The sequence below is a fragment of the Streptomyces sp. NPDC088915 genome (assembly GCF_044749825.1).
Classification (GTDB): domain Bacteria; phylum Actinomycetota; class Actinomycetes; order Streptomycetales; family Streptomycetaceae; genus Streptomyces.
Genome location: NZ_JBIVIR010000001.1, coordinates 1 through 25,980, shown reverse-complemented (window position 1 = coordinate 25,980; position 25,980 = coordinate 1). Strand labels below are relative to the sequence as shown.

Sequence of the window (25,980 nt, the reverse complement as noted above, 5' to 3'; positions counted from 1 at the left end):
ACGCAACGTCAAGATCTAGCGTTCTCGTCATGGAGTGGTCGATCCAGGAGATCGCCAAGAAGGCCGGCACCACCAGCCGCACCCTCCGGCACTACGGGGAGCGCGGACTGCTGGAGCCGAGCCGGATCGGCGCGAACGGTTACCGGTACTACGACCAGGCGGCGCTCGTGCGGCTGCAGCGGATCCTGCTGCTGCGCGAGCTGGGGCTCTCGCTGCCCGCCATCGCCGAGGTCCTCGCGGGCCAGCGGGACACCACCGCCGCCCTGCGCACCCATCTCGCCCTCCTGGAGCAGGAGCGCGAGCGCATCGGACGTCAGATCATGTCGGTGCGGACCACTCTCCAGAAGACCGAGGACGGAGAGGAAATCATGGCAGACGAGATGTTCGACGGTTTCGACCACACGAGATACGAGGAGGAGGTCACCCACCGCTGGGGCCGCGAGGCGTACGAGCAGGGCGACCGGTGGTGGCGCTCGCTGGACGAGGAGCAGAAGCGGGCGTTCATCGAGGAGCAGGCCGGCATCGCCCGCGACTTCGGGAGGGCGGCGCGGGACGGCCTGGCCGCCGACAGCGACGAGGTGCAGGCCCTCGCGCGGCGCCAGGTCGCCTGGCTGTCGACCACCACGACGCCGACCAAGGAGTACGTGATCGGCCTCGGCCGGATGTACGTCGACGACCCCCGCTTCACCAAGAACTACGACAGGTACGGCGAGGGCACCGCGGTCCTCGTCCGGGACGCGCTGGCGGTCTACGCCGAGCGGAACATGTAGCTCCCGGCCCCGGCTCCCGCCCCCCGGCCCCGGGTTCCGCCCAGGCCCCGGGCCCCGCCCAGGCGCCCAGGTCCCGCCCGGCCCCGGGCGCCGCCCCCGTACGCCGGTCGGCCGTGCGGAGTCGCCGTCCGCCGGGGCGGCGGCCACTCTGGAAGGGCGCGGTACGGGGCCGCGGGCGGGCGGACCGGGCAGGAGAGAACAGGTGGGGCACCCCCTAGGAGCGGCGGGCCGAGGGAGGCGGGGCGGTGAGGGCCGTCCCGCGTACCGGGGCGCCCGGCGGTTCATCCGCGCGCTGCCGCCGATGATCATCGTGGGCGGCATCCTCTTCGACGTGACGACCCCCGCCCCGTACACCGCCTCCCCGATGCTCGCCGCCGCCCCGCTGGTCGCCGCGCCCTTCTTCTCCCTGCTCACGACCCTCCTCACCGGGATCGCCGCCGTCCTCGCCTCGGTCGGCCTCTACCTCTTCAGCGACGACGTCACCCGCGCCCCGGCCGTCGCCGAGACCCTGACCGTGCTCACCGTCTCCGGGCTCGCCCTCCTCATCAACCGGGTGGTGCGCCGCAGCGGCGAGCGGCTCGCCTCGGCGCGGGTCATCGCGGAGACCGCGCAGAAGGCGGTGCTGCCGACGCCCGCCGAGCGGATCGGCGGGCTGCGGTGCGCGGCCCGTTACGAGGCGGCGCAGGCGGACGCGTTCATCGGCGGCGACCTCTTCGCCGTGCAGGACACCCCGCACGGGGTGCGGCTCGTGGTCGGGGACGTGCGGGGCAAGGGCCTCGAAGCGGTCGAGGCCGTCGCCGTCGTCATCGGGGCCTTCCGGGAGGCGGCCGAGCAGGAGCGGACCCTGGAGGGCGTGGCGGAGCGGCTCGAACGGGCGCTGGACCGGGAGGGCACCCGCCGGGACAGCCTCGACGCCGTCGAGGGGTTCACCACCGCCGTCCTGGCCGAGATCCCGCGCTCCGACGGCAGCGGCACCTTCGACGGCTTCGTACGGGTCGTCAACCGGGGGCATCCGCCCCCGCTGGTGCTGCACGGGGACGGGCGGGTCGAACCGGTCGATCCGAGCCGGCCGGCGCTGCCCCTCGGCATGGGGGACCTCGCGTCGTGGCCGGACCGTGCCGAGGCCCGGCCGTACCCGCCGGGCACGACGCTGCTCTTCTACACCGACGGCCTCTCGGAGGCGCGGAACGCGCAGGGCGTCTTCTACGACCCGGCGGAGCGGCTGGCGGGGCGGATCTTCCCCGGACCCGAGGAGGTGCTCGACGCACTCGTGGACGACGTACGGCTCCACACGGGCGGCGGGGCGACGGACGACATGGCGCTGCTCGCGCTGAGCCGCCCGGCGGCGGGGCAGCCGGAGAGGCGCCGGACGATGCCGGTGGTGCCGCCCGGGAGGCCCCGCCACTGACCGCCCCCCGGCCCCGCGCGGCCCCGCCACCGACCGCTCCCCGGCTCCGCGCGGCCCCCGCCACCGACCGCCCCCCCGGGCCCCGCGCGGCCCCGCCACCGGCCTCCCGGCGGCCCCCGTCACCACGGGTAGTCGGAATATCTCCCTGCGATAACAATTGACGTAACGTCAGGTCGCAGGGGGTTTGCCGCTCCCGGAGCCCGCTTTGCTGAAGGGGGGTCAAGTCGGACCATTCCCTACCAATTCACTGAATGATCAAGGGGAACGGCTTGGAATCGGGACCCCCTGTCTATTAACGTTCGATAACGCAGCGCGGTCGTCCCAGCCGTCGCAAGAGACGGCACCGTGCGCACGCGCCGAATCCCGCAAGGGAACCGGGGAACCACCATTTGGGGTGAATCGAGCCCTTCGCACCCACCCGTGCGACCGGGCCCGTAGGAGACCTTCCTGCTCCGAACCCGTCAGCTAACCCGGTAGGCGAGAAGGAAGGAAAGGAGCGCGCCTCCGTGGCGTCCAACACCCCTGCCCCCGAAGCCCCCTTCGATGCCTTCGGCGGCGGTGCGGCCCCCTCCGCCCCGGACACCGAGTGGAACCCCACCGAGGATTCCCTCCGCTCCCAGAACCGCTCCGGCGGCCGCCACCGGGTCGTCAAGCAGCGCTCCAACTTCGCCCGTTCCTCCACCGTTCTCGGCGTCGGCGTCATCGCGGCCGTCGGCGCGGGCGGCCTCGCCACCGCGCAGGACAAGCCCCCGGTGGCCATATCCCTCCCGGACCTCCCGGACCTGAACCTGCCCGACGCCCACGACCTCCCCGGCGTCGGCGCGCTCCTGCCCGGCCAGGAGGAGCGGGAGACGGTCCCCGCGGACCGCGCCAACCCGAACCCGCTGACCTCCGCCACGTACACCACCGAGGCCGACGACCGGGCCGCGCGGACCGGGCAGGTCACGCGGGCGAGCCTGACGACCGCGGACGCCCCGAGCGCCGCCGACGCCGGTGAGGCCCTGCGCGCCCGCATCCTCCAGCAGGCCGAGCAGCAGCAGGCCTCCGCCGACGCCGCCGAGAAGGCCGCCGCCGAGGCGAAGGCCAAGGCCGACGCCGCGGAGAAGGCCGAAGCCGAGGCCAAGGCGAAGGCCGCGGAGAAGGCCGAGGCGGAGGCCAAGGCCAAGGCGGAGGCGGAAGCCCGGGCGAAGGCCGAGGCCGAGCGCCTCGCCGAGCTCGCGGCCAGCTACTCGATGCCCCTCTCCTCGTACACCCTCACCGCCACCTACATGCAGTCCGGCTCGATGTGGTCCTCCGGCCACCACACCGGCCTCGACTTCGCGGCCCCCACCGGCACCCCGCTCAAGGCGGTCCACGGCGCCACGGTGAAGTCGGCGGGCTGGTCCGGCTCCTACGGCTACCGGATCGTCCTGGAGCTGGAGGACGGCACCGAGGTCTGGTACTGCCACCTCTCCTCCATGACGGTCTCCGCGGGCCAGACCGTGGGCACCGGCGAGACGATCGGCCGCGTCGGCGCCACCGGGAACGTCTCCGGCGCCCACCTCCACATGGAGGTCCACCCCGGCGGCGGCGACGGCGTCGACCCGGCGGCCTGGCTGCGCTCCAAGGGCCTGACGGTCTGACCCCGCCGAAGCCGCGCGAACCACGCACGGCACGCACGGAATAGGTCCGGTGGCGGAGACCGTTGATCACTCCATGACCTCTCTCCGTACGCTGGGCACGTCCGACCTCCACGTCTTCCCGCTCGCCCTCGGCGGCAACGTCTTCGGCTGGACCGCCGACGAGGCGCAGTCCTTCGCCGTCCTCGACGCCTACGCCGCCGCGGGCGGCAACTTCGTCGACTCCGCCGACGTCTACTCGGCCTGGGCCGAGGGCAACGAGGGCGGCGAGTCCGAGACCGTCATCGGTCGCTGGCTCGCCTCCCGCGGCAACCGCGACGACGTCGTCGTCGCCACCAAGGCCGGCGCCCACCCCCGGTTCAAGGGGCTCTCCGCCCCCACGATCAAGGCCGCCGCCGAGGAGTCCCTGCGCCGCCTCGGCACCGACCGCATCGACCTGTACTACACGCACTTCGACGACGAGTCCGTCCCCGTCGAGGAGATCGTCACCGCCCTCGACCAGCTGGTGAGGGACGGCAAGGTACGGGCCGTCGCCGCCTCCAACATCTCCCCCGAGCGGCTCCGCGCCTCCCTCGACTTCGCCGAGGCCGAGGGCCTCGCCCGCTACGTCGCCCTCCAGCCGCACTACAACCTGGTCTCCCGCGAGACCTACGAGGGCCCGCTCCTGGAGACCGCCGAGGAGGCGGGGCTCGCCGCCGTCCCGTACTACGGCCTCGCCTCCGGCTTCCTCACCGGCAAGTACCGCCCCGGCACCAGCGTCGACAGCGCCCGCGCCGCCGGGGCCGGCAAGCACCTCGACACCGAGCGGGGCCGGGCCGTGCTCTCCGCGCTCGACGCGGTCGCCGGGGCGCACGGCGCCGAACCCGCCACCGTCGCCCTCGCCTGGCTCGCCTCCCGGCCGACGGTCGTCGCGCCGATCGCCTCGGCCCGTACGGTCGAACAGCTCCCGGCCCTGGTCGCGTCCGCCGACCTGGAGCTCACGGACGAGGAGCTGACCCTCCTGACCGAGGCGTCGGCGGCCCGGGGCTGACCGGGGTTTCGGCAGCCCGGGGCTGACGCCGGACAGACCCTAACCGCGGTAGGGGTTGTAGCCGCCGTAGTCCAGGTACTGCGGCGGCGTCCACGCCCGGCCCGTCGCCCGGGCCGCGTACGTCAGCGCGGGCGAGGCGACCGCCCGGCGCTGCCACAGGTGGTGAAGCAGCTCCTGCTCGCGGGCCGTGAAGTCGGGCCCGGCGGTGCCGCGCCGGGCCCGGTCCCGCAGGAACGCGAGGGTCGTCGCGAAGGACTCGTACTCGCCGACGGCCCGCGCGCCCCGCTTGCCGTACGTCCGGGCGGCGTAGGAGCGGGCGAGCTGCCGGGCCCGCATCGAGGAGAGCGCGAGCGGCTCGTCGGGGGAGAGCCAGCCGGCCGCCGCGTACGCCGGGAGCTCCCCGGAGAGCGTGCGCAGCTCCCGCTGCCGACTCCACACCGCCAGCCAGGTCAGCAGGCCGAAGGCCGGCATCATGAGCGCCCCGTACACCGCGTAGAAGGCCCAGGGGCCGCCGAAGGTGGCCGAGCCGTTCCAGGCGGCGTGCATGCCCATGGCGAGCAGCAGTCCGGCGAGCGGCAGCAGCACCTTCCGCAGCCGCTTCCCGCGCGGGGCGAGCGCGGCGAGGCCGAAGCCGATGCCGGTGAGCGCGGTGAACAGCGGGTGCGCGAAGGGCGACATCACGACCCGGACGAAGAAGGTCCCGGCGGTCATCATGCCGATGCCGGTGGCGCCCACCTCCTGGTCCTCGCCGAAGGCGTTGCCGAGGTAGAGGATGTTCTCGGTGAAGGCGAAGCCGGTCGCGGTGAAACCGGCGATCACCACCCCGTCGACGAGGCCGCCGAAGTTCCGGCGGCGGAAGAGGAAGAGCAGCAGGATCGCGGCGGCCTTGGCGCTCTCCTCCACCACCGGCGCGATGACGGTGGCGCCGAGGTGGTCGGCGGAGTCCGGGTCGGCGGTGGCCGTGGCGATCCAGCGGACCGCGAAGGAGTTCGCCAGGATCGCGACGAGCGCGGCGGCGAAGGCGCCCCACGCGAAGGCGAAGAGCAGGTTCTTCCACGGTCCGGGCTCGACCCGGTCGAGCCAGCGGAAGGCCGCCATCAGCAGCGGTACGGGGAGCACGGCGAGGGCCAGGCCGACGAGGAAGCCCTGCGTGCCCGTCTGCTCGCGGACCAGCGCCAGGATGACCAGCGCGCAGATCGCGAGCACGGTGACCAGGCATATCGCCCGGACCAGCCGACTGCGCCAGAAGGCCCGGCGCGGCCGGTAGCGCCACTGGGAGCGGTCGGCGGCGGCGGGGAAGGCCGGCTCCTCCGTGTCCCGGTGGGGTACGGGTACGGGGGCGGCTTCGACGGGGGCGGGGTTCGACACGTGAGCGACCCTAACGACCGGGACGGACAGAGGGCGACGCACTTACGAACCGCGTCCCATGCCTTGTCACGTCCTCCTGAAGAGGAGGTCGTGGACGACGTGCCCCTTGTCGAGCCCCTGGCCCTCGAAGCGGGTGAGGGGACGGAAGCCGGGGCGGGGCGCGTAGCCGCCGTCGGCCTGCGTGTTCTCGAAGTCCGGGTGCGCGGTGAGCACCTCCAGCATCTGCTCGGCGTACTCCTCCCAGTCGGTGGCGCAGTGCAGGACGGCACCGGGCTTGAGCCGGGTCGCGAGGAGGCCGAGGAACTCGGGCTGGATCAGCCGCCGCTTGTGGTGGCGGGCCTTGGGCCACGGGTCCGGGAAGTACACCCGGCAGCCGTCGAGGGAGTCACCGGTGAGCATCTCGCGGAGCAGGATGATCGCGTCGCCGTTGGCCACCCGGACGTTGGTGAGGCCGTTGCGGTCGGCGAGGCCGAGCAGGTTGCCCTGGCCGGGGGTGTGCACGTCCACGGCGAGGATGCCGGTGCCGGGGTCGGCGGCCGCCATCTGCGCGGTCGCCTCGCCCATCCCGAAGCCGATCTCCAGGACGACCGGGAGCCCGCCGAACATCTCCTCCAGGTCCAGGACCCGCTTGCCGTCGATGTCGAGGCCCCAGTCGGGCCACCGCTTCAGCATCGCCTCGGCCTGCCCGGCGGTCACCCGGCTGCGCCGCGGCTGGAAGCTCCGGATCCGCCGCTCGTGGTGCGACCCGGCGGGATCGGGCAGGGGCCCCTCTCCGGGGGCGAACATCCGACTGCCCCGCCGCGCGACGGGCTGGGAGGCGGGGTCGGCGACGGGACGCGGGCTGTTCTCAGGCTGCTCAGACACAATGCGGCCGATTCTACGGGTGGGGACGACGCTCCCGCGCGGGCACGCGCGGGCCCACCGGGGGGCCGGGGCCGGTGGCCGGATGGCCGTGCCGGTACGTCCGGCAGTGCCCGGCCCGGAAGCGCGCGATCGACCCCTACAGGAGCGCCAGCGCCCGCCCCGCCACCTCCCGCCCGATCGGCAGCGAGGCCGTCGCCGCCGGCGAGGGCGCGTTCAGGACGTGGACCGTGCGCGCCGCCTCCCGGATCAGGAAGTCGTCGACGAGCGTCCCGTCCCGCAGCACCGCCTGCGCCCGCACGCCCGGCGCGGCCCGCCGCAGGTCGGACTCCTCCACCACCGGCAGGAGCCGCCGCACCGCCTCCGTGAAGGCCCGCTTCGAGAGCGAGCGGTGCAGCTCGCCCGCCCCGTACCGCCAGTGCTCCCGGGCGATGGCCCACGCGCCGGGCCAGGCCAGGGTGGCGCCCAGCTCGCGCGGGCGGACGACGGACCAGCCGTACCCCTCGCGGGCGAGCGCCGGGACCGCGTTCGGCCCGATGTGGACCCCGCCGTCGACGCCCCGCGTCAGGTGCACCCCGAGGAACGGGAACGCCGGGTCCGGCACCGGATAGACCAGGCCCCGCACCAGCGAAGGATCCGCCAGCTCGTAGTACTCCCCCCGGAAGGGGACGATCCGCATCCCCGGGTCGTCGCCCGCGAGCCGGGCGACCCGGTCGCAGTACAGCCCCGCGCAGTTCACCAGGACCCGCGCCCGGACCACCCGCCCGTCCGCCGTCCGCACGGCGACCCCCCAGGGCCGCCGGTCGATCACGGCGGCCTCCGCGCCGTACAGGATCCGCGCCCCGGACGCCTCGGCGAGCCGCTCCGCCACCGCCCCGTAGTCGCAGATCCCGGTCGTGCCGACGTGGATCGCGGCGAGCCCCCGCACCCGCGGCTCGTACTCGCTGATCTGCGCCGGGCCCAGCTCCCGCACCGGGATGCCGTTCTCCCGGCCGCGCTGCACGAGCGCGTGCAGCCGGGGCAGCTCCTCGCGCGCGGTGGCGACGACGAGCTTCCCCGTCACCTCGTACGGAATGCCCCACTCCGCGCAGAACTTGACCATCTCGGCCGCGCCCTCGACCGCGAACCGCGCCTTAAGGGACCCGGGCCGGTAGTAGATCCCGCTGTGGATCACCCCGCTGTTGCGCCCGGTCTGGTGGCGCGCGAGGGCGTGCTCCTTCTCCAGGACCGTGACCCGGGTGCCGGGGGCGGCACGCGTCAGCGCGTACGCCGTCGACAGACCGACGATCCCACCGCCGATCACCAGCACGTCACAGTCGAACACCGGCCCCACCTCCCACCCCCGATACTGCACTGGCCCACTGACAACGCCGTGAAACCTCGCGCGGCCTCATGAGACGCGGTTCACCCGGAGGCGGGTGTTCAACCGGGGGTGGGTGTCCGGCCGGAGACGGGCGCCCGGCCGGGGGCGGGTGGCCGACCGGGGGCGGGCGCCCGACCGGGGGTGGACCCCCGTCCGGGCCCTCGCGGGTCTCACGCCGGGGCGACGAGCAGCGGCCGGGCCCGCTCCCGCAGCTCGATGACGCGCGGCTCGTCCCCGTACGGTTCGAGCCGGTGCAGCAGGTCCCGTACGTACTCGGTCGTCCGCGCCGACGAGATCCGCCCCGCCACCTCCACCGCGCGCGTGCCGGCCGCGCAGGCCGCGTCCAGGTTGCCGGACTCCAGTTCGGCGACGGCGGACACGACGAGCCGCAGGCCGTGCGAGCGGACGAACTCCTCCGTCGGCCGGGACAGCGCCTGCTCGGTGAAGCGGCGCACCTCGCGCGGCATCCGCAGGTCCCGGTAGCACTCGGCGGCGTCGGCGCAGAACCGGTCGTACGAGTAGAAGCCCAGCCAGGTCGGGTCGGAGTCGCCCGCCCGCGACCGCTCCAGCCACCCCTCGGCGGACTTGAGCGCGGCCGCGGCGGCCGCCCCGTCCCCGGCCTTCGCGTGCGCGCGTGCCTCGACGAGCCGGAAGAAGGACATGGTGCGGGCGGTGGCGAGCCCCCGGTTGCGCTCCAGGGCCGCCTGGGCGAGGTCCACGCCCTCGTCGGCGAAGCCCCGGTAGGTGGCCTGGAGGGACATGGACGCGAGCACGTAGCCGCCGAGGGGCACGTCGGCGGCGGCCCGGGCGAGCCGCAGGGCCTGGATGTAGTAGCGCTGGGCGGCCTCCTGCTGCCCGGTGTCGAAGGCCATCCAGCCGGCGAGCCGGGTGAGTTCGGCGGTCGCGCCGAACAGGGCCCGGCCGACCTCGTCCGAGTACGAGCCGAGCAGCAGCGGGGCCGCGTCCACGCGTAAGCACTCGGGGACCATGGACGAACGCCAGTCCCCGCCGCCGTACTTGGAGTCCCAGCGGCGCGCGTCCTCGGCGGCCTCGCGGAGTTTGGTGACGTCGCTGTGGCCCACGCGCGCGTGCTCCGGCGCGGGCGCCGCCGGGGAGCCGGCCGCCGGGCGCGGGACCTCCCGCTCCACCGACGGGTCGGCCGGGGTTATCAGCCAGCGGGACGCGGGCGTGGCGTACGCGCTCACCGCGAACGACCCGGCGAGCGACTGCCAGATGCCGCCCCCGCCGGCCCGCCGCCCGGCGAGGTCGAGCCGGTACAGGTCGGTGGCCGAGCGGACCGCCTCGCCCACGTCGCGCGGGAAGGCGAGACCCACCTCGGGCGCCGGGTCGGCGTCGGCGAGCCCGATCTCGTGCAGCGGCACGGGCCGGCCGAGCTTCTGCCCGATCGCGGCGGCGATCAGGTGCGGGGCGGCGCCCTGCGGCACCATGCCCTTGGACACCCACCGGGCGACCGAGGTCTTGTCGTAGCGGAGCGTCAGTCCCCGCTGCGCACCGAGGTCGTTGACGCGCCGGGCGAGCCCGGCGTTGCTGATTCCCGCGAGGGCGAGAACCGTGCCGAGCTTTTCGTTCGGCCCGCGTTGCTCCCTGGACATGACGCCACCCCTCGACAGCACAGACGGCCGCCACGACGCCGGGCATAGGCGTGCGGCATTCGTAAGCACAGCGTAGTTCGCCGCATCCCTACCGTTAAGGGGCACTGTTCCGTATGGCGAGATTGTTGTGTGACCAATCGGTGCGGGGGGTCGTCGGGGCGGCGCGTGCTCCGGCCGTGTGGCCGTGCGCCCGGCCGTGCGCTCTCGTCCGGCCGACGGGGGAGCGCTTCCATCGGTAGCGCGTGGGTCGGCCCATTCGGCCGGGGTCGGAGTCCCGGACCAGTGGGCTGGGGGACACCGCCGCCCCATTCCCCGCGGGCGGCGGACGGCGCCGGGAGGCGGAAACGCCTCCCGGTCGGCCGGCGGTCCGTACAGAACGGGCCGCTCCTGTTCGTTCCCGCGCGCCTTCTAAACCTTCGCGCGCGGTCGATATTCGGCCGAATGTCGCCGGTGTCCAACTGGCCCATGCCAGGGGCGCATTCGGCTTTCGCGCGCGTGCACCCGCACACCGCCCCGTGCGCCGTTGTCGTGGCAGCATGTCTCCCACCGAAACGGACGTGGAGGCGCCGATGCGATGGCTGGTGGGCTGGAGCAGTGTCGCCGCGAGCTTCGCAACGACCGGGGGAGCACGGGCGGGAGCGGCGAACGGCCCGTACGGCACGGGCCCGGCGGCCCACGACGCGTACGCCCCCTACGGTACGGACCGGGCGACGGCGGCCGAGGGGCGCACGGTGCAACCGGTGGGCGCACAGCTCCTGTGGGACGGCCCCGACCCGCTCTGGGCGGTCGGCGACTGGCGCCCCGACGAGGTCCGGGTCGTGGCCGTCGACGACCGCACCCACATCGCCGTCCTCGGCTGCTGCGCCGCCGGCGACGACGAACTGCGCAGGGGGCTGCTCACCGCGCGCGGGGGCGCCCTGCGACACCTCACGGCCTGGCCGGGAAGCTACACCGCCGTCGTCAAGGCCGGTCGCCGCATCACCGTCACGGGTGACCTCGCGGGAGCCCGGCCGGTCTTCCACACCCCGTGGCAGGGCGGCACCGCGTACGCCACCGCCGCGCTGCCGCTCGCCGACCTCGTCGAGGCCCAGCTCGACATCGGCCACCTGGGCGCCCTGCTCGCCTGCCCCGAGACCCCGGAGGCGCTGCGCGACTCCACCCCCTACGAGGGCGTCCGCAGGGTGCCGCCCGGCCACGCGCTGATCCTGCGGGAGGGCTCGCGCGAGATCACCGGGTACGAACAGGTCGCCTCGCTCGCGGTCGCGACCCCCGAGTCCGACCCCCGGCAGGCCGTCGAAGGCGTCAGGGACGCCCTGGTCGAGGCCGTGCGCGCCCGGCTCACCGCCCCCCGGCACGCGCCCGAGGCCCCGCTGCCGGACCCCGGCCCGGTCCCCGGCATGGGGCCCGCCGACCGGCGCGCCGCCCGGGGCGCGGGCCCGGCCCCCGGCATCGGCGCCGACCTGTCCGGCGGCAGCGCCTCCGGCACGCTCGCCCTCCTGGCGGCCGGGCTCCCGGGGGTGCCCGGCACGATCATCGGCCACGGCGCGGGCGCGGGGGAGCGGCTGCTCGCCGTCACCTTCAACGACCTGGCCACGCGCGCGGGTTCCGGTCGCGCGGACGAGCTGAAGCGGGCCCGGGAGCTGGCCGCCGACCCGCGCCTGCACCACGTGGTCGTCGCCGCCGGCGAGGAGGCCCTGCCGTACGCCGCCCTGGACGGGCCGCTCACCGACGAGCCGGGACCCGCGCTCGTCACGGCCGAACGGCACCGGCGGCGGCTCGCGGGCGGCAGCGCCGACCACTTCACCGGCATGGGCGCCAAGCAGGTCCTGGACGCGCACCCGGCGCGCCTCGCCGACCTCCTGATGGACCGCAGACGCCGCTCCCTGGTGCGTCCCGTCACCGCGCTCGCCAAGGCCTCGGGTCCTTCGGCGGGCGCTCTCCTGGTGCCGCTGACCGTCTACCGGGCGGCCCGCAAGCTGGCCCGCACCCCGTACCGCACGGGCCTGGAGACGGCGGCCCGGCGGGTCCTGGAGGCCAACCGCACCGCCCCCGACGGCTTCGGCCCCCTGGAGGCCTCCCTCTCCGCCCTCGCCTGGTCGCGCCCGGGCCCGGCGGCGCGCTGGCTGACGGGGGAGGCGCTGGCCGAAGTATCGGTTCGCCTGAACCGGGCGGCGACCCTCCCGTCCTCCGTCCAGCGCCCCGGCGAGGCACGCGCGCGTGCGGCCCTCGCCCGCGCCGCCGCCGACCACCGCGTCCTGGAGCAGGCCGCCGAGATCCGCGGCCAGCGGCTGCACGCCCCCTTCCTCGACAACCAGGTCGTACGGGCCTGCCGCGCCCTCCCCGAATCCCTCCGGGTCCAGCCGGACGCCCGCGCCGGCATCCTGCGCACGGTCCTGACCGGCGCCGGCGTCCACGACCTGCCGCCGGGCTGGGGCGCCCCCCACCCGGCCGTCCCGGCCGCCGCCGCCCGCGCGGGCCTGCGCGCCGCCCTCCCCCAACTCCTGGCACTCTTCGACGCCCCGCTCCTCGCGGACGCGGGCCTGATCGAGGCCCGCACCGTCCGCGAGGCCCTGCGCGCCGCCGCCGACGGCGCCCCCGTCCCCCTCGACGGCCTCGCCGACCTCGTCTCCACCGAACTCTGGCTCCGCCGCCTCCTCGCCCGCCGCGGCTCCTGCTGGACCAGCACCACGGAGCCGCGCGCCCACCGCGCGGTCCAGGGACCCCTGGTCCCGGCGTCGCGGTCACTTCCGGCGTGAGTGCTCGCGGGGCGCGAGGATGCCTCCATGACGACAGTGGAGCGACTCTTCGAACTGGGCGGCGCGGAAACGTCCGAGGGGGCGCGGGTGGAGCTGATCGAGGGGGAGATCTGCGTCAGCCCGTTCGGTGACGGGCAGCACGCGGAGATCGTGGCGGAGCTGTGCGACCAATTCACGGACCGTGAGAGGCGGATCGGCTGCTACACCGGCATCGGGCTGAAAGCGCCCGGAGCACCGGCTGGACCGGGTGAACCGGCTGAACCGGGTGGGCCGACTGAACCGGGTGGGCCGGACAGGACGGGTGGGCCGGACAGGACGGATGGGCGTGCGGGACCGATCGGCAACCGCATCCTGCCGGATCTCGTCCTCGCCCCCAGGGGCAGCTTCAAGAACGAACTGGTCTGGCAGTCCCCCGACCCCGTCCTCCTCGTCGCCGAGGTCACCTCCTCCTCCACCGCGAGCCGCGACCGCGTCCAGAAGATCCGGGCCTACGCGCGCGCGGGCATCCCCCTCTACCTCCTGATCGACCGCGAGGCCGGCGAAGCCGTCGTGTGCTCCGGGCCGGCGGGGGACGACTACGACCACAAGTCCGTCCACAGACTGGGGACGCCCGTCCCGATCCCGGCGCCCCTGGGCTTCACCCTGGACACGGCCGAGTTCTGACGCCCACCCGTCTCCGGGTCGAGCCCGGGTAAACCCCGAGGCGTCCGCGCGGGCCTGCGGCCACAATGAACCGGTGCGGTATCTCATCCTCGGCACCACCGAGGCCCTTCGTCCCGACGGCACCCCCCTGCCCCTCGGCGGTGCCCGGCTGCGCGCGCTCCTCGCCGCGCTCGCGCTGCGCGGCGGACGGCCCGTCTCCGTCGGTGAGCTCGCCGACGACGTGTACGGGGACGACCCGCCGCAGGACGCGCCCGCCGCCCTCCAGGCCCTGGTCGGCCGCCTCCGCCGGCTCCTCGGCAGGGAGGCCGTCGCCTCCACCCCCGGCCCCGGCTACCGGCTCGCCGCCGGACCCGACGACATCGACCTGTACGTCTTCGAGCGCCGGGCCGTCGAGGCGGGCGTCCGCCTCGACGCCGGAGACCCCGACACCGCCGCCGCCCTCCTCCGGGAGGCCCTCGGCCTCTTCCGCGGCCCCGCCCTCGCCGACCTGCCCGACCCGGCGGGCGTCCGGCCCGAGGCCCAGCGGCTCGCCGCCCTGCGCCGCCGCGTCGAGGCGGACCTGCGCCGGGGCGCCACCGACGGACTCGTACCGGAACTGACCGAACTCACCACCACGTACCCGTACGACGAAGCCTTCCACGCCCACCTCATCCGCGCCCTGCGGGCCGAGGGCCGCCACGCCGACGCCCTCGCCGCGTACGAGACGGCCCGCCGCACCCTCGCGGACGCCCTCGGCACCGACCCCGGCCCCGAACTCACCGCCCTCCACCGCGAACTCCTCGCGGGCCCGACCGCACCGGAACCGGCCCCACCGGCCGCGCCCTCCGCCCCGGCCGCGCCCTCCGCCCCGGCCGCGCCCTCCGTCCCGGCCGCGCCCTCCACCCCGGCCGAGGGACCCGTCCCGGCCGAGGGACCCGTCCCGGCCGAGGGACCCGTCCCGGCCGAGGGGCCCGCCGGCAACATCCGCCCCCGCCTCACCTCCTTCGTCGGGCGGGAGCCCGAGCTCGACGCGCTCCGGGCCGACCTCGCCGGCTCCCGGCTCGTCACGCTCACCGGACCCGGCGGAAGCGGCAAGACGCGGCTCGCCGAGGAGGCCGCGCTGCGGTCCGGAGGCCCCGCCCCCTGGATCGCCGAGCTCGCCCCGCTCGACGACCCCGGGGCCGTCCCCGGCGCCGTCCTCTCCGCCCTCCGCCTCCGCGAGACCAGCCTGATCGCCCGCGACGGCGCCCCCCTCCAGAACGACCCCACCGCCCACCTCGTGGAGCAGCTCGCCGACCGCCCCCTCCTCCTCGTCCTCGACAACTGCGAGCACGTGATCGACGCGGCCGCCGCCCTCGCCGAGACCCTCCTCACCCACTGCCCCCGGCTCCGGATCCTCGCCACCAGCCGCGAACCCCTCGGCGTCCCCGGCGAGACGGTCCGCCCCGTCGAACCCCTCCCGCCCCACCCCGCCCACCGCCTCTTCGTCGAACGCGCCCGCGCCGTACACCCCTCCTTCGAGCTCACGGGAAACGTGCCTCCGGGGGAGGGCCCCACCGGGGACGGCGACGCGGCCGTCGACGAGATCTGCCGCCGCCTCGACGGCCTGCCGCTCGCCATCGAGCTGGCCGCGGCCCGCCTCCGCCTCCTCACCCCCCGCCAGATCGCGGACCGCCTCGACGACCGCTTCCGCCTCCTCACCTCCGGCTCCCGCACCGTCCTGCCCCGCCAACAGACCCTCCGCGCGGTCGTCGACTGGTCCTGGGACCTGCTCGAACCGGACGAGCGCACCCTCCTCCGCCAGGTCTCGGTCTTCGCCGGCGGCTGGGACCTCGCCGCCGCCGAGGCCCTCTCCCCGCGCGCCGCCGACACCCTGGGCGCCCTGGTCGACAAGTCCCTCGTCGTCGCCACCCCCACCGTCGGCGGCGAGATGCGCTACCGCCTCCTGGAGACCATCCACGAGTACGCCACCGAGCGCGCCGCCGAGACCCCCGACCTGCTCGCCGCCGCCGAAGCCGCCCACACCGCCCACTTCACCGCCCTCGCAGAGACCGCCGAACCCAAGCTGCGCTCCGGCGAGCAGCTCCCCTGGATCGACCGGCTCGAACGCGACCTCGACAACATCCGCGCCGCCCTCCACCGCACCCTCGTCACCGCCCCCGACGAGACCGCCGCCCTCCGGCTCGTCTTCGCCATGGGCTGGTTCTGGTGGCTGCGCAACCACCGCCCCGAGGGCCTGGCCTGGGCCGAGCGCGCGGTCGCCCTCGGCGACGACCCGGAGGACCCGGACGACCCGCGGTACTGGCCGCGGATGCGCCTGCGGATGCTGTACTTCTTCCTCGCGATCGAGAACCACACCGTCGTGGAGCTCCGCGACGACCCCGGAACCCTCGCCCTGGTCCGGCGGGTGCGGTCCGCGTTCGGGGACGAGCCCGGCCCCGAGGCCGCCCGCTTCCCCGGCCTGCTCTGGCCGTTCACCGATGCCCTCGGCGAGATCCCCACCGAGGAACCGGACGACCTCCGCGCCCTCCTCGACACCGCCCTCGCCAACTGCCGCCGTCACGGCGGCGACTGGGAGGTCGGCGTCACCCTCATGTTCCGCACCCACATGGTCGTCGACATGCCCGGCACCCTCGCCGACGTGGACGAGGACCTGGCCGAACTCCGCGCCCTCGCCCGCCGGGTCGGCGACCGCTGGATGGGGGCGCAGATCGCGAGCGCGGCGGCCGAGGCGTACATGATGCGCGGCCGGTACGAGGAGGCCGGGGCGGACTACGAGGAGGCGCTCCGCCTCGCCCGCGAGGTGGGCGCCCACGCCGAGAGCCCCTTCCTCCTCGCCCGGCTCGCCGAGATCGCCTACCGCTCCGGCGACACGGAGGCCGCCGCCAAGGGCCTCGCCGAGGCCTCGGCGGAGGCCGACCGCCACCACGTCAGGGACGCCCGGCCCTTCATCGCCTTCCTCAGTGCCGCCATCGCCCTCCACCAGGGTGAGATCGACACGGCCTGCGCCCACGCGGAGGAGGCGAGCCGCCTGGTCGAGGTCGGCAACCCGCCGCCGCACTTCACGGCCGCGGTCATCGGACTCACCGCCCGCGTCGAGGCGTACGGGGGCGGGGGCGCCGCGGCCGTCGCCTCCGCCGCGTCCGCGCTGCGCGCCGCGCGGGACGCCCGGTGCGCCGACCTCATCGCCGCGGCCCTCGGCCAGGGGCTCGCGATCGCCCTGTCCCTGGCGGACGAACCCGCCTCCGCCGCCACGGTCCTGGCCGCCGTCGACGCCTGGCGCCGCGAACTGCCCCGCTCGGTCCCGGAGATGAAGGAGGCCGAGGAGGTGACGGCCCGCTCGCTCGCCGCCCTCGGCGCACCGGGCCTCGCCGCCGCCCGGACGGTGGGCGAGGGGCTGGACGTCGACGGGGTCCTGTCCCTGGTGGAAGCCGCGTACGCACCCGGGCACGGGCCCGGCCCCGTCGTGGAGGCGGGGGACTCCCCGGACGGGGTCAGGAGCAGCTGATCCGGGACTGCGCCCAGTCGGCGATCGCGGCCCGCCCCAGCGGGCCGGTCTCCTCGACCACGAGCCGGAGCCTGGAACGGCCGGTGATGTCGACGTGCACCGGTACCGGCGGGTCGCCCGCCCCGACCACGCCGGACCGCCAGAGCCGCTCCCCGTCCCCGTGGACGGAGAAGCGGACGCCGCCGACGCCGAACAGGGCGCTCAGGTCGTCGACGCCGACCACCGCGTCGTAACTCGTGCACTGCCGGTTGAGGTCGATGACCACGGAGGACGGCGCGTGGACGCTCACCCCGCGCTCGTACCGGGTGCCGCCGACGGAGAGGCCCTTGCGCTGCCAGAGGAAGCCGCTCTCCGCCAGGGACACCTCGGGCTCGGTGCCGTCGCCGAAGATCCCGTAGTCCAGCTCGTCGACCTGGTAGACGGTCGGCGGCGCGGGCGGGGGCTGCTCGGGGCCCGGCGGCGGCTCGGGCGCCGGCGTCGGCTTCTGGGTCGGCTTCGGGGCGGGCTTCGGGGGCTGCTCCGGACTGGCCGGCGGCGTGGGCCTCGGCGCCGGCTCCGGGGACGGCGCCGCGGGAGGCGCCGGTTCCGGCGTCGGAGTGGGCTCCGGCTTCGGTTCCGGCTCCGGCTCCGGGGAGGGCTTCTCCGGTGCGGACACGGTCGTCGGCGCGGGCGCCGGGGCCTCGGCCTTCACGGGCGGGGACGGCGGTACGGGCTTCGGCGGCGGCGCGGGCTCCTGCGGCACGATCGGGATGACGACCGGCTGCGAGGGCTTGGGCGCGGCCACGGGCTCCGGGTCCCCGGCCATGGCCCAGACGAGCCCGGCGGCCGCGGCGACCGCCATGGCCGCCGCGATCCCGGCCTTGGCCGGGGTGCCGAGCCCCTCGGCGGCGGCACCGCCCGGCGCGGCGCCCCCCGAGGACCCGGAGGCGGCGGCCGCCGCGCCCGCCCCGGCCGCGGCGGCGGTGCCGCCCGCGACGGCCCCGGCCGCCTTGAGCGAGTACCCGGCGGCGAACCAGCCGATCACGGCGACCGGCAGCAGCGCGGGGATCCCGGCGTTCACGTGCGCCAGCTCACCGGCGGCGAGCCGGCACTTGGCGCACTCCTCCAGGTGCTTGCGCAGGCCGCGTTCGGCCCGCATCCGCAGCCCGCCGCGCGCGTAGGCGCCGAGCCGGTCCGCGTACCGGGCGCAGTCGCCGCCCGCCGTCAGGGACTGGCTGACGTGGGCCTGGAGGTAGGCCTGCTTGAGCCCCTCGCGCGCCCGGCTGGCGAGCACGGCCGTGGCGTTGGCGGTCAGCCCGAAGAGCGGGGCGACCTCGCTCGGCGACTCCTCCTCGACGGTGGTGTGCCACAGCACGGCCTGCCACCGCTCGGGCAGCGAGCGGAAGGCCTGCAGGGCGAGCGACTGCTCGGCCTCGTGCATGGCCAGGACGTCCGCGCCGAGGTCCGTCGTGTCCTGGTCGGAAACTTCGGAGGAGCGGGCGGCCTCCGCCGCGAACACCGCGAAGTCCTCGACGAGGTGCTCCCGCTTCTGCGTCCTGGTCCAGTTCGCCGCGACCCGCCGGACGGTGGTCATGAGGTAGGCGCGCACCGCCTGCTCGGGCCCGGCCCCGCCCCGTACGGCCTGGAGGGTGCGGGCGAACACCTCGGCGGTGAGGTCGTCGGCGGTGTGCGCGTCGCGGCAGCAGGTCCTGGCGTACCGGCGCACGGCCTCGGAGTGGCGGCGGAACAGCTCCTCGTACGCCGAGTCGTCGCCGTCCCGCATGAGCTGGACGAGATCGGCGTCGGAGGGCGGCAGGTCGAGGGGCGGCGGAAGGACTCCATCGGCTCCCGCGTCCCCGTCGGTTCCGGCGTCCCCGTCGGCTCCCGCGAACCCGTCCTCAGCGAAGTCGTCCTCAGCGAAGTCGCCCTCAGCGAAGTCGCCCTCCGCGAGGCCGCCCTCCCTTAAGTCGGCTCCGCCGTGCCCGTCCCCGGCCGGTCCGGTCCCGGTGGCCGCCCCCGCGACGACCCCGGCCCCTTCCCCGGCACCCGCCCCGGAGGACTTCCCCTCACGCTGCTGCGGAACGCTCGCGTCGAGCGGCTCGCCGTACCCGGGAGAACCCGGCGGCCCGGCCGGAGAGGTGCCGGTCGAAGGAGCACCGCCCGCCCCGGAGAGCCCCACCGGTCCGCCCTGGCTCGGTACTTGCCGGGCGGGCAGACCCCCGGCTTCCGCGGTGCCGCCGTTTCCCAGCGGCTCGTCCCGACCCTCACCGCTCATCGCGGAAGCCCCCGTACGCATGCTCAGAACCGAACACCGGCCAAGCCTGCCACAGAGCGCGGGCACGCCGAAGCGACCCGTCCACTTACCACTCGTCCGGGGCGACTTCCCGTATCCGGGCGCAACCGCTCACGCGTTCGTGTCATGCTCGTCGGTCCGCCCGGACCACCGGCCACGCGCCGGCGAGGAGGAGGAGCGGCCGTCCCTACCGGGACCGCAGGCCCTCCAGGAGGATGTCCAGGAGCCGTGCCGAAGCCGCCGCCTGCTGCACCGCGTCCGGCAGGGCCGGCGCGGCGGTGGCGATGACGAGGAGGACGTCCGCCACGGTCACGTCCGTCCGCAGCTCACCCGCCTCCCGCGCCCGGTCGACCAGACGCCCGACGACCTCCAGGAGCTCGGCGGCCCCCGCGTCGTCCCGCTCCTCGGCCGGCACGCCGCGCGGGGCGACCACCCGCGCGTCCGCCTGTCCGTCGACGCCCCGCTGGTACGGCACCCGGGCCGCGTCGTCCGCGTCCCCGGCGACGGCCGGCAGCACGGAGTCGTCCACGCCCACCCGCAGCACCTGCGGCGGCAGGAGCCGCCCCGCGCCCGAGGCCACCGAGGTCCGCAGGAACCGGGAGAGCGCCGACCACGGCTCGTCCTCCTGGCCGAGCGCGGTCCGCGCCTGCTCGGTCAGCCGGGCGGTCTCCTCCTCGGCTATCCGGCGCACCAGCACGTCCTTGCTGGGGAAGCGCCGGTAGACGGTGCCGACCCCCACGCGCGCGCGGCGCGCCACGTCCTCCATCGGAGCCCCGTAGCCGAGCTCGCCGAACACCTCGCGCGCGGCCCGCAGGACGTGCTCCAGATTGCGCTGCGCGTCCACCCGCAGCGGTGCGGACCTGCCGCCCGCCGACAGCACGCCGTTGCGCTCGGAGCCCACGGCTCCCGCGGCCCGCGCGTCGTCGACGGCCAGCGCCCCGGCGCCCGGCTGCCAGCGTGAATCCTGCATCTGCATAAGCGTTCCCCCGCTCATGATGTCTCCCCCCGGAGACTCCCCGCCCTGACACGGGGTTTCCGGTCGACGAGCGCTTCGGTCCACGCGCTCCCGGCCGACACCCCGACGAAGTACGAACATAGTTGAGTCGGAGTCAATTCAGAAGGGGGTGTTCCGCACGGTGCGCCCCCCGATCGGAGCAAGGCCCGGTTCCCTCCCGTTTCCCACCCCCCGCCGAGCCCGCCCCGGCCTCCGTGACCTGGGCGGATCACGGCCCGCCGCCCGCGCGCGCCACCCCGCGCCTCCATACCCCTCCGGTCACACAATTCGTCGAGCCTGTGGACAAACAACGGACGGGGGTGCGTCATGGGACAGTGACCGAACCTGCGCGCATTCTCGTGGTCGGCGGTGGATACGTCGGCATGTACACCGCGCTGCGCCTCCAGCGGCAGCTCAGGGCGGAACTCCGATCCGGCGCCGCCGAGATCGTCGTGGTCACCCCCGAGCCGTACATGACGTACCAGCCGTTCCTGCCCGAGGCCGCGGCCGGCTCCATCTCCCCGCGCCACGTCGTCGTACCGCTGCGCCGCGTCCTCGACCGCTGCCGGATCCTCATCGGCGAGGTCCGGTCCGTCGACCACGCCAAGCGGACCGCGACCCTCTCCACCCTCGCCACGGACGAGGAGGGCACGGGCCCGGTCGAGCTCGCCTACGACGAGCTGGTCATCGCGCCCGGCTCCGTCTCCCGCACCCTCCCGGTCCCCGGCCTGGCCGAGCACGGCATCGGCTTCAAGACCGTCGAGGAGGCCATCGGCCTGCGCAACCACGTCATCGAGCAGATGGACATCGCCTCCTCCACCCGCGACCCCGCGATCCGCGACGCCGCCCTCACCTTCGTCTTCGTCGGCGGCGGCTACGCGGGCGTGGAGGCTCTCGCCGAGCTGGAGGATATGGCCCGCTACACCGCGCGGTACTACCACAACATCAAACCCGGCGACCTGCGCTGGGTCCTTGTCGAGGCCACCGGCCGGATCCTCCCCGAGGTCGGCGAGAAGATGGGCCGGTACGCCGTCCGCGAGCTGCGCGCCCGGAACGTCGACGTGCGCCTGGAGACCCGTCTCGACTCCTGCGAGGACCGGGTCGCCGTGCTCAGCGACGGCACCCGGCTGCCCACCCGCACCGTCGTCTGGACCGCCGGCGTCCGGCCCGCCCCCCTCCTCGCCGCCACCGACCTGCCGCTGGACGGGCGCGGCCGGATCCGCTGCACCGCCCGGCTCTCCGTCGAGGGGGTCGAGCACGCCTGGGCCGCCGGCGACGCCGCCGCCGTCCCCGACGTCACCTCCGGCGAACCCGGCGGGGAGTGCGCGCCCAACGCCCAGCACGCCGTCCGCCAGGCCCGGGTCCTCGCCGAGAACGTCGTCGCCTCCCTGCGCGGACAGCCGCTCAAGGAGTACGCGCACGCGTACGCGGGATCCGTCGCCTCCCTCGGCCTCCACAAGGGCGTCGCCCACGTCTACGGACGCAAACTCAAGGGATACCCGGCGTGGCTCATGCACCGGGCCTACCATCTGAGCCGGGTCCCCACCTTCAACCGGAAGGCCCGCGTCCTGGCCGAATGGACCTTGTCCGGCCTGTTCAAACGGGAGATCGTCTCCCTCGGCTCCCTGGAACACCCCCGCGCCGAATTCGAACTCGCCGCCTCCCCGCCACCCGGCGACGACGACGAGCCGTCGTCCTGACATCACTGTCAGTGCACACGTCCACACTGGACGTGTGACCATAGGTGGACCCACACCTGCACAGCGTGACTCTGCACGGCACCGACACCACGAGGCATACAGATCCGTGAACTTCACCCGTTGGAGCGCCCGGCTCCCCGGCACACAGCGCCGCACGGCGCGGGGCACCGAAGGCTCCGTGCCCGCCGCCCGCGGTGAGCACGGGCAGCAGCCGGAGCAGCCGGCCGACGTCGCCGAGGACGTCCCCTCCCTGGAGGACTTCTCCGTACGGGAGCTCCTCGGCCGCCTCCCCGGCCTGGTCGCGCTCGTGTACGGCCCGGAGCACCGCATCGCGTACGTGAACGAGGCGTACGCCGCCGCCTTCGGCCCCCGCACCCCCGGCGCCACCGTCGCCGCCACCTGCCCGGAGGCCGAGGACCTGGGCCTGCCGCCCCTCATGGACCAGGTCCTGCGCAGCGGCAGGCCCCGTACGGTCAAGTCCCGCCGCACCCGGGACGGCGGCTCGTACACGGTCACCTGCCTGCCCGTCGACAGCTCCCGCCTCGACGGCGGCGCCGTCCTCGTCCACGCCGCGGACGTCACCGACCACGCCGAGGCCGCCGAGCGGCTGCGCGCCAGCGAGCGCAAGCACCGCGAGACCGCCGTCACCCTCCAGCGTTCCCTGCTCCCGCAGGAGCTGGAGCAGCCCGACGACCTGCGGATCGCCGCCACCTACCAGCCCGGCGGCACCGACGCGGCCGTCGGCGGCGACTGGTACGACGTGATCACCCTCGGCGCCGGCCGCACCGCGCTCGTCATCGGCGACGTGATGGGCCGGGGCGTCCGCGCCGCCGCCGTCATGGGCCAGCTCCGCACCGCCGTCCGGGCGTACGCGCGCCTGGACCTGCCCCCGCACGAGGTCCTCCAGCTCCTCGACGGCCTCGCCGCCGAGATCGACGCCAGCCAGATCGCCACCTGCGTGTACGCGATCCACGACCCCAACGAGGGCAAGCTGGTGTACGCCTCCGCCGGCCACCTCCCGATCCTCGTGCGGGACGAGGACGGCACCGTCCGCCAGGCCGACGACCCCACGGGCCCGCCGCTCGGCACCGGCGGCTGGCTCCACACCTCGGGCACCATCGCCCTGCCGCCCGGCTCCACCGCCGTCCTCTACACCGACGGCCTGGTGGAGCGGCGCCGCGAGGACATCGACGAGGGCGTCGCCGCACTGGCCCGCGCCCTCTCCGGCGCCAGCGGCACTCCGCAGGTGATCTGTGACCGGCTCCTGCGCTCCCTGGGGGTGACCGCCGACCACGACGACGACGTCGCCGTCCTGGTCGTCCAGCACCCCTCCCGGGAGGGGACGGACGCGGAGCTGTTCCACAACGCCGCCCTGGAACTCCTCGGCGGGGTCGAGGCGGCGCCCCGCGCGCGTGCCTTCGCCTCCGGGGTCCTCTCCAGCTGGCGCTTCCCGGGCGAACTGCGCGACCTGGGGGTCCTGGCCACCAGCGAGCTGGTGGGGAACTCCCTCCAGCACGGCACCCCGCCCATGCGCCTGCGGCTGCGCCGCACCGACCGGCGCCTGATCATCGAGGTGACCGACGGGGACGACCACCTGCCGCGCCGCCGCAGGGCGGAAACGGAGGACGAGGCGGGTCGCGGGATCTCGATCATCGCGACGATCGCCTCGTCCTGGGGGAGCCGCCGCACACCGGGCGGCGGCAAAGCGGTCTGGTGCGAGTTCGCCCTGCGGGACCAGTGCGTCCTCGAAGGACCGTCTAGGACGCCCTGACCGGCACGTCCTGCTCGACCGGCTCGTGCCGGACGACGACCTTCGACGGCCGGAGGGCCAGGGAGGGCTGGTTCTGCTCGGGTGTGAGCTGCCGGCCGAGCCGGAGGGCGAGGAAGGTGATCCCGAGCGAGAAGAGCACGAAGGTCACGATGTACGGACCGTGCAGCGCGGCCCCCATGGGCCCGCCCACGGCCGGACCGACGGCCAGCGCGAGCTGCTTCACCAGGGCGAAGGCCGAGTTGTACGAGCCGACCATCGACTCCGGCGCCAGGTCGGCCACCAGCGGGGCCACGGTCGGCGACAGCATCGCCTCGCCGAGCCCGAAGAGGGCGTACGTGGAGACGAAGGCCGCCGTCGCCATGGTCTGGCTGCCGTGCCCGAGGCCCGCGTACCCGGCGATGATCCACGCCAGGGTCCAGATCAGACCCACGGCCGCGATGACCCGGGTCCGCCGGCGGCGCTCGACGAACTTGAGGACCAGGAACTGGGCCAGCACGATCACCGCCGTGTTGGCGGCGAGCGCGAGGCCGAGCGCGGACGGCTGGATGCCGGCGGCCTCGGTGCCGTACGCGGCGAGGCCCGACTCGAACTGTCCGTAACAGGCGAAGAAGAGGACGAAGCCGAGGACGCAGAGCTGCACCATCGCCTTGTGCCCGAGCAGCGCGCGCACGCCGCCGCCCTTGCCGGCGCCGGACGGGCGGGCGTCCTGGAGCGCGGGGGAGCCCGGCATCCGGACGGTCCCGACGATCCCGGCGAGCACCAGGAACATCGCGGCCTCGATCGAGAACAGCAGGATGAAGCTGCCCGGCCGGCTGGTGTCGACCAGCTGGCCGCCGATCAGACCGCCGACGCCGAGGCCCAGGTTCTGCAGGAAGAACTGCATGGCGAACGCCCGGGTGCGCCCGACGGGCGTCGAGCACCAGACGATCATCGTGGCGAGGGCCGGCTGGAGGACGGCCGTACCGGCGCCGAGCAGCGCCGCCGCCCCCACGGCCGCCGGCACGCTGGAGGCGAAGCCCATCCCCACCGCGCCCACGGCGGCGACGACCGAGGCCACGAGCAGCACGGGCACGGGCCCGCGCCGGTCGATGGCCCGCCCGCTGAAGGGCAGCACCACGAGCGCGGCCATGGCGAAGACGGCGAGGACGATGCCCGCCGTCGCCGCGCCCAGATCCCGCACCTGCGCCACGTACACATAGAGGTACGGCACGGTGAAGCCGAGTCCGAACGCGCTCAGCGCGCTGCCTGCCTGAATCCGGCGCATCTCCGCGCCCCTCGCCTTGGTCACACTCACCCACTTCGGTCGCGGGTTCAGGCCTGTAGCCCTGAACCCTGAAGACTTAAAAGCTAAAGTTAACGTCTCAACTGTACACATGGAAGGACTTCAACGCCAACGGAGGCCGTGGGATACTCGCCGCATGTCCGAGAAACCCGAGCGATCCGGCCCCCAGGCCCTCCAGGAGCCGAGCCTCGACGAGCAGATCGCCGCCTACCAGCGCGAGTTCCGCGACCTCGACCCCCAGGTCGAGAAGGTCGTCTCCGCCCTCGGCCGGCTGAACCGCCGGATGAACGTGGCGTACGGACGCCAGCTCGCCGACCTCGGCATCAGCAACGCCGAGTGGGAGGTCCTCAAGACGCTGGTCCTCTCCGGCGAGCCCTACCGGCTCGGCCCCGGCGAGCTCGCCAAGCGCCTGGGCCTCACCCCGGCCGCGATGACCCACCGCATCGACCGCATGGCGGGAGAGGGCCTGGTCACCCGCGACCGCGACGAGAACAACCGGGTCCGCGTGATCGTCGAGCTCACGGACGAGGGCCGTACGAAGTGGCTGGAGGCCATGCGCATGGCCACGGCCTTCGAGGAGGACCTCCTCCAGGACCTCAGTACGGAGGAGAAGGGCGTCCTCGGCGACGTCCTCATCCGCCTCCTCCGCCGCGTGGAGCACACCCAGCCCGACGCCGGCGGCCGGCTGACGGACCTCGATTGAGGCCGTGGGACCGGGGGTGGAGGGGGAGGTTGACACGCCCCTCCCGGATGCGTAGTGTTCTCCGAGTTGTCACGGAGCCGGAACGGTTCTGCGACAGCCACTCCCGCCGCTGATGCGGCACCTCTACTCAGCACGATCTCCCTCTCGGGAAGAATTTCGGCATGCCGAAATTCATTTCGAAAGACTCGATTATGAGTCGCCGGGGAAATCCGCTAGAGTTTGAGACGTCGGAACGGCCCAACAGCCGGAAAGACAACTCCCGCTGACCGGGAATCAGACGCCGAAAGGATCTGATAGAGTCGGAACCGCCGGAAGGGCCC

The 25,980-nt window shown here is 74.9% G+C and carries 17 protein-coding genes and 1 riboswitch; of the genes, 10 read left to right on the top strand and 7 right to left on the bottom strand.

Translation table 11 applies throughout. From position 1 onward, the window contains the following. The first annotated feature begins 29 nt into the window (after nucleotides 1–29). From ACIP5O_RS00085 to ACIP5O_RS00070, 4 genes are all read left to right on the top strand, one after another. The gene (locus ACIP5O_RS00085; RefSeq protein ID WP_401286594.1) at nucleotides 30–770 is read left to right on the top strand and encodes a MerR family transcriptional regulator; all 741 of its coding nucleotides are present in this window, start codon (nucleotides 30–32) and stop codon (nucleotides 768–770) included. Between the two features lie 202 nt (nucleotides 771–972). Beyond that, complete coding sequence (locus ACIP5O_RS00080; protein WP_401286592.1) at nucleotides 973–2,178, top strand: PP2C family protein-serine/threonine phosphatase; 1,206 nt, start codon at nucleotides 973–975, stop codon at nucleotides 2,176–2,178. A gap of 344 nt (nucleotides 2,179–2,522) precedes the next feature. After that, a riboswitch (cyclic di-AMP (ydaO/yuaA leader) is annotated at nucleotides 2,523–2,673 on the top strand. An 11-nt stretch (nucleotides 2,674–2,684) separates the two neighbouring features. After that, nucleotides 2,685–3,800, top strand: coding sequence for a M23 family metallopeptidase (locus ACIP5O_RS00075; RefSeq protein WP_401286589.1), 1,116 nt, complete (start codon nucleotides 2,685–2,687; stop codon nucleotides 3,798–3,800). Nucleotides 3,801–3,873: 73 nt separating this feature from the next. Next, nucleotides 3,874–4,827, top strand: coding sequence for an aldo/keto reductase (locus tag ACIP5O_RS00070; RefSeq protein WP_401286586.1), 954 nt, complete (start codon nucleotides 3,874–3,876; stop codon nucleotides 4,825–4,827). A 39-nt stretch (nucleotides 4,828–4,866) separates the two neighbouring features. On the opposite strand, the gene ACIP5O_RS00065 is transcribed toward ACIP5O_RS00070, so the two are convergent. The 4 genes from ACIP5O_RS00065 to ACIP5O_RS00050 all read right to left on the bottom strand — a co-directional run bounded on the left by ACIP5O_RS00065 (nucleotide 4,867) and on the right by ACIP5O_RS00050 (nucleotide 10,032). Next, a complete protein-coding gene (locus ACIP5O_RS00065; protein WP_401286583.1) occupies nucleotides 4,867–6,195 on the bottom strand; it encodes a PrsW family intramembrane metalloprotease in 1,329 nt (442 codons plus the stop codon). Nucleotides 6,196–6,261: 66 nt separating this feature from the next. After that, nucleotides 6,262–6,981, bottom strand: coding sequence for a tRNA (guanosine(46)-N7)-methyltransferase TrmB (gene trmB / locus ACIP5O_RS00060; RefSeq protein ID WP_356549116.1), 720 nt, complete (start codon nucleotides 6,979–6,981; stop codon nucleotides 6,262–6,264). A 214-nt stretch (nucleotides 6,982–7,195) separates the two neighbouring features. After that, the gene (gene lhgO / locus ACIP5O_RS00055) at nucleotides 7,196–8,380 is read right to left on the bottom strand and encodes an L-2-hydroxyglutarate oxidase (RefSeq protein WP_383323161.1); all 1,185 of its coding nucleotides are present in this window, start codon (nucleotides 8,378–8,380) and stop codon (nucleotides 7,196–7,198) included. Between the two features lie 209 nt (nucleotides 8,381–8,589). After that, nucleotides 8,590–10,032, bottom strand: a complete 1,443-nt coding sequence (locus tag ACIP5O_RS00050; protein ID WP_356549094.1) for an MFS transporter — start codon at nucleotides 10,030–10,032, stop codon at nucleotides 8,590–8,592. A gap of 569 nt (nucleotides 10,033–10,601) precedes the next feature. Between ACIP5O_RS00050 and ACIP5O_RS00045 the strand changes: the two genes are divergently transcribed. The 3 genes from ACIP5O_RS00045 to ACIP5O_RS00035 all read left to right on the top strand — a co-directional run bounded on the left by ACIP5O_RS00045 (nucleotide 10,602) and on the right by ACIP5O_RS00035 (nucleotide 16,938). Beyond that, on the top strand, nucleotides 10,602–12,788 hold the full coding sequence (locus tag ACIP5O_RS00045; RefSeq protein ID WP_401288063.1) for an asparagine synthase-related protein: 2,187 nt from the start codon (nucleotides 10,602–10,604) through the stop codon (nucleotides 12,786–12,788). A gap of 27 nt (nucleotides 12,789–12,815) precedes the next feature. Then, on the top strand, nucleotides 12,816–13,451 hold the full coding sequence (locus ACIP5O_RS00040) for a Uma2 family endonuclease (protein ID WP_401286580.1): 636 nt from the start codon (nucleotides 12,816–12,818) through the stop codon (nucleotides 13,449–13,451). Between the two features lie 73 nt (nucleotides 13,452–13,524). Continuing rightward, on the top strand, nucleotides 13,525–16,938 hold the full coding sequence (locus ACIP5O_RS00035) for an AfsR/SARP family transcriptional regulator (protein WP_401286578.1): 3,414 nt from the start codon (nucleotides 13,525–13,527) through the stop codon (nucleotides 16,936–16,938). Here the strand turns inward: ACIP5O_RS00035 and ACIP5O_RS00030 are convergent. Both ACIP5O_RS00030 and ACIP5O_RS00025 read right to left on the bottom strand, forming a co-directional pair. Next, nucleotides 16,925–19,192, bottom strand: coding sequence for a sigma-70 family RNA polymerase sigma factor (locus ACIP5O_RS00030; protein WP_401286575.1), 2,268 nt, complete (start codon nucleotides 19,190–19,192; stop codon nucleotides 16,925–16,927). The genes ACIP5O_RS00035 and ACIP5O_RS00030 overlap by 14 nt on opposite strands. A 205-nt stretch (nucleotides 19,193–19,397) precedes the next feature. Beyond that, the gene (locus tag ACIP5O_RS00025; RefSeq protein ID WP_401286572.1) at nucleotides 19,398–20,186 is read right to left on the bottom strand and encodes a TetR/AcrR family transcriptional regulator; all 789 of its coding nucleotides are present in this window, start codon (nucleotides 20,184–20,186) and stop codon (nucleotides 19,398–19,400) included. 353 nt (nucleotides 20,187–20,539) lie between these two features. On the opposite strand from ACIP5O_RS00025, the gene ACIP5O_RS00020 reads away from it, so the two are divergent. Further along, nucleotides 20,540–21,904 carry an NAD(P)/FAD-dependent oxidoreductase gene (locus ACIP5O_RS00020; protein WP_401286569.1) on the top strand — a complete coding sequence of 455 codons (1,365 nt, stop codon included), beginning with the start codon at nucleotides 20,540–20,542 and terminating at the stop codon, nucleotides 21,902–21,904. Between the two features lie 106 nt (nucleotides 21,905–22,010). Beyond that, nucleotides 22,011–23,675, top strand: coding sequence for a SpoIIE family protein phosphatase (locus ACIP5O_RS00015; protein ID WP_401286566.1), 1,665 nt, complete (start codon nucleotides 22,011–22,013; stop codon nucleotides 23,673–23,675). Here the strand turns inward: ACIP5O_RS00015 and ACIP5O_RS00010 are convergent. Next, nucleotides 23,662–24,939, bottom strand: coding sequence for an MFS transporter (locus ACIP5O_RS00010; protein WP_401286563.1), 1,278 nt, complete (start codon nucleotides 24,937–24,939; stop codon nucleotides 23,662–23,664). The two genes, ACIP5O_RS00015 and ACIP5O_RS00010, sit on opposite strands and share 14 nt — an antisense overlap. A 154-nt stretch (nucleotides 24,940–25,093) precedes the next feature. On the opposite strand from ACIP5O_RS00010, the gene ACIP5O_RS00005 reads away from it, so the two are divergent. Next, nucleotides 25,094–25,660, top strand: a complete 567-nt coding sequence (locus ACIP5O_RS00005) for a MarR family transcriptional regulator (protein ID WP_356549087.1) — start codon at nucleotides 25,094–25,096, stop codon at nucleotides 25,658–25,660. The last annotated feature ends 320 nt before the right edge of the window (nucleotides 25,661–25,980 follow it).

Excerpts from the sequence above, each read along its gene's own strand:
- ACIP5O_RS00085 (WP_401286594.1), top strand. The coding sequence starts at position 30 with ATGGAGTGGTCGATCCAGGAGATCGCCAAGAAGGCCGGCACCACCAGC.
- ACIP5O_RS00070 (WP_401286586.1), top strand. The coding sequence starts at position 3,874 with ATGACCTCTCTCCGTACGCTGGGCACGTCCGACCTCCACGTCTTCCCG.
- trmB (WP_356549116.1), bottom strand. The coding sequence starts at position 6,981 with ATGTTCGCCCCCGGAGAGGGGCCCCTGCCCGATCCCGCCGGGTCGCAC.
- ACIP5O_RS00050 (WP_356549094.1), bottom strand. The coding sequence starts at position 10,032 with ATGTCCAGGGAGCAACGCGGGCCGAACGAAAAGCTCGGCACGGTTCTC.
- ACIP5O_RS00045 (WP_401288063.1), top strand. The coding sequence starts at position 10,602 with ATGCGATGGCTGGTGGGCTGGAGCAGTGTCGCCGCGAGCTTCGCAACG.
- ACIP5O_RS00040 (WP_401286580.1), top strand. The coding sequence starts at position 12,816 with ATGACGACAGTGGAGCGACTCTTCGAACTGGGCGGCGCGGAAACGTCC.
- ACIP5O_RS00030 (WP_401286575.1), bottom strand. The coding sequence starts at position 19,192 with ATGAGCGGTGAGGGTCGGGACGAGCCGCTGGGAAACGGCGGCACCGCG.
- ACIP5O_RS00025 (WP_401286572.1), bottom strand. The coding sequence starts at position 20,186 with ATGCAGATGCAGGATTCACGCTGGCAGCCGGGCGCCGGGGCGCTGGCC.
- ACIP5O_RS00010 (WP_401286563.1), bottom strand. The coding sequence starts at position 24,939 with ATGCGCCGGATTCAGGCAGGCAGCGCGCTGAGCGCGTTCGGACTCGGC.
- ACIP5O_RS00005 (WP_356549087.1), top strand. The coding sequence starts at position 25,094 with ATGTCCGAGAAACCCGAGCGATCCGGCCCCCAGGCCCTCCAGGAGCCG.